This is a genomic window from Halomonas sp. ISL-56, assembly GCF_018612805.1.
In the GTDB taxonomy this organism is placed as follows: Bacteria; Pseudomonadota; Gammaproteobacteria; order Pseudomonadales; family Halomonadaceae; genus Vreelandella.
This window is the reverse complement of the sequence record NZ_JAGGRO010000018.1, coordinates 65,458-75,107: the sequence shown is the minus strand read 5'-3', so window position 1 is coordinate 75,107 and position 9,650 is coordinate 65,458. Positions and strand designations below refer to the sequence as shown.

The window sequence follows — 9,650 nt, the reverse complement described above, 5'->3', positions numbered from 1 at the left end:
GCTATATGGTGCCGAGCGTCGCAGTCATTCTCGATGCACTGCCGCTGAATGCCAATGGCAAGGTGGATCGCAAAGCACTGCCTGCACCTGATTTTGAGGAAAAACGCGAGTATGTGACGCCCTCTACACCAGAAGCCCAACAGCTCGCTGAGATATGGCAAGAAGTACTGGGTGTTGAGCGGGTCGGCGAGACCGACAATTTCTTCGAGCTGGGTGGAGACTCTCTCTCGAGTCTACAAGTAATGAGCCATGTACAGGCTCTAGAGTTGCCGAGGCCTGAGTTTAACCTGTTCGACCTAATGCAGAAGCCGACTATCGCTGATCTGCTGGGAGTAAGGAATAACCCTGGGGCGCTGCCCAAAGGGGCTGTGATGCTCAATGGCGAGTGTCGCAGTCAGGCGCCGCTGTTCTGCATTCATGCCGTAATGGGAACGGTTTTTGACTATCAGCCGTTAGCCCGACGTTTGCAGGGGATATGTACGGTTTACGGCCTATCTTGCCGAATGTTGACCGACCCAAAGCATCGAGATACCTCACTTGAAACAATGGCTGATAACTATGTGGAGACGATACGTCGTATACAACCAGTGGGGCCTTATCGGCTATTGGGATGGTCTCTTGGGGGAGCATTGGCAGCACTGATCGCGGCTCGACTTGAAGGGCTGGGGCAAGATGTGAGTCAACTGGTTTTGATAGATCCCTATATACCTGGCGGTGAACTGCACCGCGAGGATAGCTGGCAGCGAGATTTTGTAAACTTTGCATCAGTGATACTGCCAGGTGTTTCGCTTGAAGCGCTCGATGGTAATGAGGAGAGCAACGAAGAAGCGAGTGAGGAAGAGGTTGCTATTAAGTTGTCGAGGTTAATGGCGTCCTTTGATGCATATGGTCGTGAGGGTTACGCAGCACTGGGTAGCGAGGAGCTTGCTCGAATATTCTGCGTGGCTCGGCACTTGAAGCACCTTTCACTACAGCTTGATGCCTTGCCAGTGTTGGACTGCGAAGTGAAATGCTGGTGGGAGGCAGGAAGAGCTTGGGAAGAACAGCAGGCGCTGGCGAATCAACTGAATAGAATCCCGAAAACCTCAATCGAGACCCTCAATGATCACTTCTCAATCATTACTGATAGCGTCCTGTTATCCCAGTTGGAAGAGCAATTAAGCGCAAGGGATGAACAACAATCGCGGGAATCTATGAAGGCTTTATTTTGAAGATAAATTTTTGAGATTGCCCTGCAATACCTTGAAGTTAAGAAAAACTTGTACTGTAGGCACCCATACTGCCTATTCCAGTATTAACCAGTAACAGGAGGCGCTGTGCTTAAATTGACTCGAGAGATTTGTATCAGGGTTCGTTAACAGAAGGTGGCGAAGGTAGCTTGATGAGAGGGAAGTTTTTACTATAAGATGCAAATGATAATCATAATAATTTTGTTTAATATAAGCTTCTCAAACTCTAAATGAGGGAATATTGTATGTTCAAGGGAAAATACGCTTTCTCCTGTCAGAGCGGATTATTGGTCGCCACATTGGCTGCAGTGCCAACTTATTCTGCAGCCCAGGAGGAAGAATCGATCTCGCAATTGGAGAGCCTAACGGTAACCGCAGAAAGGGTAGGGGCGCAGGGCCCGGATGTGGGCTATCAGGCGGAACGTAGCCTAACGGCAACCAAAACAGATACTCCACTGTCCGAGACACCACGCTCAATATCGGTGGTAACGCGAAACCAGATTGAGGATCAGGGGGCACAAACGCTGGGCAACATTTTGGATTACGTACCTGGTGTTAACAGTGCAAACTACCCTGGTGGTGATGCGCTTGCTGGTGATATTTTCTATATCCGCGGTATGAACCAGCGTGATTACGGATACGGTACCTATCGAGATGGTTTACGCGTGCAGTCTAATGCCTATGCCACTTCGGCCGAGCCATATGGCTTAGAGAGGGTTGAAGTGCTCAAGGGGCCGACATCGATTTTATACGGTGAAAACGTGCCCGGTGGCATGGTGAATTTGGTTAGCAAGCGCCCTACGTATGAACGGCAGGGAGAGGTCAATCTTAGCTATGGAACCCATGATCGCCGGCAGTTCTCCTCTGATGTGTCGGGCGCTCTGAATGAAGATGGTAGCGTCCGTGGTCGAATGGTGTCCCTGATTCGCGAGGCTGATACGCAAATCAATAGCATGGAGGATGACCGAATTTACTTTGCCCCGTCGTTGGCCATCGATCTTGGCGATAGGGATACGCTGACACTGCTGGGACAATATCAAAAGGACAGCTCCGAGATTCAATTAGGGCTACCGGCGTCGGGTACGCTGCTCGACAACCCAGACGGTAAATTGGCTACCGATACTAACTTGGGGCATCCGGACTGGGATGGGTTTGAGCGGGAATTTTGGACATTGGGTTACGAATACGAGCACCGCTTTGATAATGAGTGGACGTTTCGCCAAAACGGGCGGTATACACGATCTTTGGTAGATCGGCAGGAAACTTGGTTACAGTTCGTTGATGCAGGTTACGGCTCTAATATTGGTGCCTATAATCTTGATCGGGCCAATGAGTCTAGAATCTACTCCATTGATAACCAAGTGGTTGGCAATGTGACCACCGGAGCGCTCGAAAACACTATGTTGTTCGGCGCCAGCTTCGATAGGACGTCATTCTTACAGAGCCAGTATGCCAGTGACATCGCCAGTGGTGAATTCTATCTTATTGATATTTTTGACCCTCAGTATAGCAGCGAGCCGCAAACCTCCAGCCTCTCTAGTGATGGCGATCTAAAGCAAAATTTGGCCGGAACCTATGCTCAGTGGCAGGGTAAAATCGGCGGGTTGATTGCATTGGTGGGCGGTCGTTACGACTGGGCGGATAGTGAATACGATGATTATACCGCAGCCAATAACGACACTCAGCGCTCCGACGAAGCATTCAGTTGGCAAACCGGGTTGATGTATCAGTTTGACAACGGCATCTCTCCTTACGTGAGCTACTCTACTACTTTCGTACCGGTTCAACTTAGTACTGAAGACAATTTCAAACCCATTACCGGTGATCAGGTAGAGCTAGGGGTGAAGTATGAACCTGAGGGCTGGAATACCCAAATGACAGTGTCTGCTTATGACATTACTAAGCAAGATGACGTTAGCTACGACGGCAGCTCCGGTGACTATCGCCAGATTGGTGAGACACAATCCCAGGGTTTAGAAGTAGAGGTTAAGAGTGATATTAACGAAAGCCTGAGCCTGACTGCTGCCTATAGTTATATCGATGCCAGGATTGTCGAAGATGCCGGTTCGCGTTTAGAAGATGAGCAAATTACCGGCATTCCGCGCCATCAGGCTTCTGTCTGGGCTAATTACACCTTCCGTCAAGGGGCGTTGAACGGCCTGCAAACGGGTCTTGGAGTCCGCTACTTGGGTAAGTCCTACGCTTATCCGCCGGAGAGTCTTGATTATGGAACTCTAGAGGTAGGCAGTGAGACTCTGGTTGATGCGGCCATCGGTTATGATTTTGGCAATAGCTGGAGTGCCAAGCTCAACGCCAATAACCTCTTTGATCGCGAGTATGTTGCTCGCTGCAACAACGGAGGGCGTTGCTATTGGGGAGCCGAACGCACCGTGCTGGGCACTGTGTCCTACAAGTGGTAGCGGATAGAGACTGAACGAAGTGTTTTAATCGCTCGCGCCGCATCGCCTATCTTGCTGGTGGTGCGGCGCTTTCAATTAGATGGCTGGCAAGACTGTCGGCAAAATGCCGTGCGGCAGGTAGCCCTCCCCAAGACCAGTAGTTGGTAGAAATAATAAGATAGTTGCCTTCTTTCACGGTGGATAAGTGCCGCCACTGGCCATCAGCGAGTAGTTGACGCTGACCCCCTGGAGGGTCATAGGGGCTTTCAAGGAATATCATTTTAGCGTCGATGCTAAATAGAGGAGTCGCACTAACGGTCGTCATACCCCACTGGCCTAGGTCGCTTTGCCAGGCGTTCTGAAGGCCAAGGCGATTTAATACCATTCCTTCCACGCTTCCTTTGCCATACACACGGGCATGGCGCTCATCCACGAGGCGTACCATTAAGACAGGTTCGTCGATGCTGCTGAGCTGGCTTTTTAAGTCGTCAAAGTAACGGTTGGTTTGCTCAATGTACTGCTCCGATGCGGCAGCGTCATTGACGAGGGTACCCAACTGACGAGTCAACGCCTCAATCGTTTCCCAGTCGCTATGGTTGCCATCACCATCGGCATAGTTATAAAGCGGATACTCCATAACATCAGCAATTTCTCTGAGTCTAGGCAGTAAGCTGGCATGAGCGGGCGGTGAAATCAGAATATGCTGGGGAGGGTAGCTTGCTAGAAGCTCATAATTAGGAAGAAAACGGGAACCAAGATTAGTCGCCAGGGGGATGACGCCCTCCTGGCGTGAGTAGGTTTCGTAACCCTTTAAGCCCGCTAAAAACCTGGGTGGATGACCAATCGCGCTGAGTGTCTCCGCAATGGCGAAATCAAATGTCGCTAATGGCGCTTCATCGTTTTCATTTCCCGCCATTGAAACGGTACTCATCAATAAACTGAATAGCAGAGTGCCCGATAATTCAGTGGTTTTATGGCGTACGTAACGACAAAAAGTACCATTTTGATATTCCACGATCACGCCTGTGTTGTGTGTATGAACAGCTTCGTAATGAATGTTAAATGCCAAAATTAACCGGGTCAGCTCTCCAGCCCTCTCTTGGAAGAGTTAATTTTGTCATGTTGATAAATACTAATTGTTATTGTTTGTATTATGAATAGCCTTACCCCGATGTCAACACTCTGTAAACATCGGGGCGACCTAACACTATGGCGCGGTGACTTCTTGCTTACAGGGAGAAGGAGCATATAAGGCAGTTGTCTGATCTAGTGCCTCACAAATTTCACTCGTTCGGGCTGCTAAAATCGACAGCAATGTATCGCTTAAGCCATGGGTGGGTTCGCAGCTGCCTTGCAGGAAAATAGCCGGTTTGAACTCAGGCTTGGTGTAAAGCTGATAGTGGCGGTTGACGGCAAAATCAGGCAGGTAGTCCGCAACGGGGGCCAGTAGCCGTTTATGGGTGTCGCGTACATAGCCAGTGGCTAACACCACGGCGTCGTAGCGGGTGATATCCGTATGGCCAGTCTCCAAATCACGCACGTTTAGCTCGACGCCTTCAGGGCCTGCTTGACTGCCGATAACCTCATGGCGACGGCGGAAGCGGTGGCGGGCCTGACCGGTCACTTTTTGCTGGTAGAACACATCGTAAATCTCCTGAATCAGCGCCAAGTCAGGGGCTGAGTAGTTGGTGCTTTTGTACTCCTGCAGCAGCGCTTCCCGCTGGCCGGTGGGGTTGTTGAACACGTAGTCGGTGTATTCGGGGTTGAAGATTTCGTTGACGAAGGGGCTATCGTCCGAGGGTTTAAAAGCCCATGCCCGGCTAATCAAATCCACCTGAATGCCTTCGCGATTGTGCAGATCAAGGAATATCTCAGCGGCACTCTGGCCCGCACCGATTACAGCGATGCGTTTGGGGGCATCTTGCTTCGCCAGCTCCCGAAGGTAGTGGCTGGAGTGGAAGACTCGGGGGTCGTCTTTTAGCCCAGCGAAGCATTCAGGCACATTGGGTGCGCCGCCTACGCTAATCACTAGTGAACGGGTGAGCCTTTCCTGCACCGCGCCGCTCTCATCCTGTGAACGAACGCGGAGGTAGGCGACCTCGTCGTTGTCAGTTTCGGGCAGCACTTCAAATACATCCTCTCCGTAAGCGCACTGGTGTTCAAAGTGGCTGGCCGTCCAGCTTAGGTAGTCATTGAATTCGTGACGGCTGGGGAAGAAGGTCTGCAGATTGATAAAGTCCTGCAGGCGGCCTTTGCTGTGGAGGTAATTGAGAAAGCTGAAGCGGCTGCCTGGGTTGCGGGGCGTGACCAGGTCTTTGAGGAAAGAGATCTGCATATGGGCATTTTCCAGCAGCATATGCGGGTGCCAGGCAAAGCAGGGTTGGCGTTCAATAAACAAGGCATCTCGCGCTTGCCCTGTCTGGCGTTGCTCGTCGAGCGCAATGGCCAGGGCTATGTTGGAGGGGCCGAAGCCGATGCCGATCAAGTCGTGAATATGCATAAGAGTCCTCGTGGCTGACGTGCTTATAAAGTGAAGCGTGGGTCGGGTCGTGGCGCTGACCCCGGGTGCGGAGGCAGCGGAATCCAACTGCGCTCGTTAAAAAAGTGTTCGCGTAGCTGCATGCCGAGCATGGCCCGCTTATGGGGGAAGTCGAACGCCTTAACGTGGGCGTAACCGCACTGGGCAAGGTTGCGCAGCATCTTGGCGTTATCCACGCGGGGTTCGATCACCAGGCGCTGTGTGCGGCAGTCATCCAGAAACAGGTAGTGCGAGATGGAGGGCATCCAGGCAGCGACATAGGGCCGCCCGCGAAAAGCAGCCTCGCCGATCAGTACGTGCCAGCCGCGATCAAAGTCATCGGCAGCGTAATAAGCGCCGATGCGATCCTCTTTGGCCCAGTAGGTCTCGAAATAGCCGAAGGGTTCGCCGTCGATACAGCCGATCAGCGGTACCACGCTGGGATTTTGCAACGTGCTCTCCAGCCGCTCGCGGTGCTGTTCCAAGTCACCCTGCTCCTCCCAGAAGTGGGCGACGACCGGGTCGTTCATCCAGCGGTTAAAGCGTTCAAGGTCGAGTTCCAGGTCAAGGACGCGAAAGCTCAGAGTGGCATTCAGCCAGGGAATATGGCGCTGATAGACTGTGCCGCTGGGGCGCGGCGGGCGGCGTGGATGTCGCTTTCCGTTCTCCAAGATGGGTTGCTGCGGGTAGGCGCGCATGGAGGGGGAGGTGAGCCAAAGGGTTGGCAACTGCCAAAATAGCTCCGCGTAGGCCCAGAGTTCTCCATGGCTATTTTTAACAGTGATGCCGGCTGCACACAGGTTGGCATGCACAACAGTGGGTAGCTGAAGGCGTAGTGCAACAGTGGCCGGGTAACAGGCAAAAGCCCCTTCGATAGCCGCAAGTAACGCTGGGAGAGGTGGCGCGGAGCGCTGTGGCCAGCGCAGCGTCAAGGTGTTGCTATCGTCCACCAATGACCATTCAAGACGCTCTTGATCACCCTTGACGAGCAGCGACTGTGTGGTGGCATCGCCAATGACTTGATAGCCGTAGCCCTCGGGCCGTGAGAGCAGCGGGGCTTCCGCGGGGCTTTCATAGGGTACGTCTACCTGTGTTTGTGCCTGGACAGAACTGGACACCGCAAAGCTCCTATTAATAAGAACGAATCACAAAAACGAATCGAAAAATCAAAGAAAGAAACAGCCGTAAAAATTACCTGCCACGGGGCGGCGTTACTGACTTCCTTATCTAAGGACGAATGAGAATGAGGCTTGTTTACATAAAAATTGATTAACTTTTTGCGGGAGTGATTCGTCTTTAGAGGTAGCTGTCGGTTTTCAATTGCTTTCCAATCGCTTTCCAACGAGGTGAATGTGCTTTCCTATCTGTTTCGTCGAACCCGCGGGCTGATGACCGCGGCAGCCCTGGCCAGTATTCTCTCGGGGCTTTTCAGCGTGCTGCTGATTGCCCAAATTAATGCCGCGTTAACCAGCGATGCCGCCAGTCGCGCCGCTACTCATGCCAACCCTGCCTGGGCCTTCGCGGGCATTGCCGTGGCGTTAATGCTCTGTCGAATGGTGTCGACGGCGCTGTTTGAGCGATTGGGGCAGCGTGCCCTGGCGGAGTTGCGTAGTTTTATTGCCCAGTGCGTGGCCAAGACGCCCTTTGCTCAGTTCGAGCGCGTGGGCAGTGCGCGGATCCAGTCGGCGCTCACCGAGCACAGCAACAACGTGGCGGTGCTGTTCGTTAGCTTGCCGGTGATTTTGACCAATACGGTCATCGTGGTGGGGTGCTTGGGCTACCTGGCGCTGCTGTCATGGCAGGTATTCTTGTTTGCTCTGGGGGTGATTGGGTTGGGCGCTGTTGGCTATCACCTGGTGCACTTACGCGCTATTCACTATCTCCAGAGTGCCTCGTCAGAGCAGGATCGTTTGTTTGGTCATTTCCGCGCGCTGACCGATGGGGCGAAAGAGCTGCGGCTGCACCAGCGCAAGAGCCGGGTCTTTATGGATCAGATACTGGGGGAGTCGGTTGAAGGCGTGCGGCGGCTGCGCACCTATGGCATGTCGCTGTTCGTGATCTCGACCAGCTGGGGGCAGTTCCTGATGTATGCCTTTATTGGGCTGGTGCTGTTTGTGTTAGCGGGGGATGGGCCTAATCAAACCCAGGTAATGACCGGCTTTGCCCTGGTGTTTGTGTTTATGGTGACGCCCCTGGAAGGATTGCTGATCAATATTCCGCGGATCAATATGGCGCGGGTAGCCGCTAGCCGAATTGATGACATCACCCGCGAGATGCCCCAGGGGCAGGAGAGGCAAACATCATCTCAGGTGACTGATTTTCAACGGCTTGAATTGCGCGACGTCACCCACCAGTACTACCACGAGCAGAGCGATGATTTCTTTGAGCTGGGGCCGATTAATTTAAGCTTTACGCCGGGGGAAGTGGTGTTCCTGGTGGGGGGCAACGGCAGCGGCAAGACCACGCTGGCCAAAGTGGTGGTGGGGCTTTATCCGCCGGATGGTGGCGAGGTGTTGCTCAATGGCGAGCCTGTCGAGGCGGATGGCTGGGATGCCTATCGGCAGCTCTTCTCGGTCGTCTTTTCAGACTTTCACCTCTTCGAGCGCCTGTTGGAAGCGCCACGGGAAGATCTCGACGACGAAGGCAATCGTCTGCTGGCCAAACTGCACCTGCAGCACAAGGTGCGGGTCGAAAACGGTGCCTTCACCACCCAGGCGCTCTCCCAGGGCCAGCGCAAGCGTTTGGCACTGGTAGTGGCCTACCTGGAAGATCGGCCCTTCCTGGTGTTTGACGAATGGGCGGCAGATCAGGATCCGTTATTCAAAGAGGTGTTTTATACAGAGGTGCTGCCTGAGCTAAAGCGCATGGGTAAAGCGGTGCTGGTGATTACCCACGATGATCGCTATTTCCACCTCGCGGATCGATTGGTGCGGCTGGAGAGCGGCAAGCTGTTGGCGCCAGAGCAGGTGGTTGGGGAGGATGCCAAAATAGAGAGTATCGTTTAAGCTGTATAGGAAACCGAGGAGGATGATCATGAATACCCAGCTAGATCCTATCGTTTCGGAATTCGAGACGCAGGAACAAGCCGATAGCTATGATCGTTGGCTCAAAGCCAAGGTTCAGCACAGCATCGACAACCCAGGCCAGGGAATGCCCCATGATCAGGTCATGTCTAAGGTTGATGCGATCATAGCCGACGCGGAGCAACGCCAAAGCGGCGGGGTGCAATGAGTTTGCCGATATACTGGTATGATGAGGCGATTCACGATCTGCTTGAACTCGTTACGTACATTGCTGAGCGCGATCCTCAAGCTGCCCGGAGGTTGCGCTCTCGTATTGAAGCAGCTGTCTCTTTAGTGGCTGAGCATCCGTATTTACATCAAGTGGGCCGCTTGCCGGGGACGCGGGAAATAGTGGCTCACCCAAACTTTATTGTGATCTACCAAGTGACGAATCGCATTGAAGTTATCTCAGTGGTTCACACTCGCCAAAACTACCCCTGAC

8 protein-coding genes are annotated in these 9,650 nt (G+C 53.0%); 5 read left to right on the top strand and 3 right to left on the bottom strand.

Annotated features, from left to right (window positions below; all coding sequences use genetic code 11):
- Together J7J49_RS15815 and J7J49_RS15810 are read left to right on the top strand one after the other, a co-directional pair.
- Positions 1 to 1,211 (top strand): thioesterase domain-containing protein (locus J7J49_RS15815; RefSeq protein WP_215093929.1); only part of this gene is annotated, 1,211 nt, incomplete at its 5' end.
- 263 nt (positions 1,212 to 1,474) lie between these two features.
- Complete coding sequence (locus J7J49_RS15810) at positions 1,475 to 3,649, top strand: TonB-dependent siderophore receptor (RefSeq protein ID WP_215093927.1); 2,175 nt, start codon at positions 1,475 to 1,477, stop codon at positions 3,647 to 3,649.
- A gap of 46 nt (positions 3,650 to 3,695) precedes the next feature.
- Here the strand turns inward: J7J49_RS15810 and J7J49_RS15805 are convergent, their stop codons facing one another.
- From J7J49_RS15805 to J7J49_RS15795, 3 genes are all read right to left on the bottom strand, one after another.
- Positions 3,696 to 4,643 (bottom strand): ABC transporter substrate-binding protein, encoded by a 948-nt coding sequence (locus J7J49_RS15805; protein WP_215093925.1) that lies wholly within the window; start codon positions 4,641 to 4,643, stop codon positions 3,696 to 3,698.
- A 192-nt stretch (positions 4,644 to 4,835) separates the two neighbouring features.
- The gene (locus J7J49_RS15800; protein WP_215093923.1) at positions 4,836 to 6,128 is read right to left on the bottom strand and encodes a lysine N(6)-hydroxylase/L-ornithine N(5)-oxygenase family protein; all 1,293 of its coding nucleotides are present in this window, start codon (positions 6,126 to 6,128) and stop codon (positions 4,836 to 4,838) included.
- A gap of 23 nt (positions 6,129 to 6,151) precedes the next feature.
- Entirely contained in the window at positions 6,152 to 7,264 is a 1,113-nt protein-coding gene (locus tag J7J49_RS15795) for a GNAT family N-acetyltransferase (protein ID WP_353048386.1), read from the bottom strand.
- 234 nt (positions 7,265 to 7,498) lie between these two features.
- On the opposite strand from J7J49_RS15795, the gene J7J49_RS15790 reads away from it, so the two are divergent.
- The 3 genes from J7J49_RS15790 to J7J49_RS15780 are packed head-to-tail and all read left to right on the top strand — an operon-like array spanning position 7,499 to position 9,649.
- Positions 7,499 to 9,151, top strand: coding sequence for a cyclic peptide export ABC transporter (locus tag J7J49_RS15790; RefSeq protein WP_353048385.1), 1,653 nt, complete (start codon positions 7,499 to 7,501; stop codon positions 9,149 to 9,151).
- Between the two features lie 28 nt (positions 9,152 to 9,179).
- Entirely contained in the window at positions 9,180 to 9,377 is a 198-nt protein-coding gene (relB, locus tag J7J49_RS15785) for a type II toxin-antitoxin system RelB family antitoxin (protein WP_215093921.1), read from the top strand.
- Positions 9,374 to 9,649 (top strand): type II toxin-antitoxin system RelE/ParE family toxin, encoded by a 276-nt coding sequence (locus J7J49_RS15780; RefSeq protein ID WP_215093919.1) that lies wholly within the window; start codon positions 9,374 to 9,376, stop codon positions 9,647 to 9,649. Before relB ends, J7J49_RS15780 begins: the two co-directional genes overlap by 4 nt.
- Position 9,650 lies beyond the last annotated feature (1 nt).

Bases quoted from the DNA above. Each gene is read 5' to 3' on its own strand.
- J7J49_RS15810 (WP_215093927.1), top strand. From the start codon at position 1,475: ATGTTCAAGGGAAAATACGCTTTCTCCTGTCAGAGCGGATTATTGGTC.
- J7J49_RS15800 (WP_215093923.1), bottom strand. From the start codon at position 6,128: ATGCATATTCACGACTTGATCGGCATCGGCTTCGGCCCCTCCAACATA.
- relB (WP_215093921.1), top strand. From the start codon at position 9,180: ATGAATACCCAGCTAGATCCTATCGTTTCGGAATTCGAGACGCAGGAA.
- J7J49_RS15780 (WP_215093919.1), top strand. From the start codon at position 9,374: ATGAGTTTGCCGATATACTGGTATGATGAGGCGATTCACGATCTGCTT.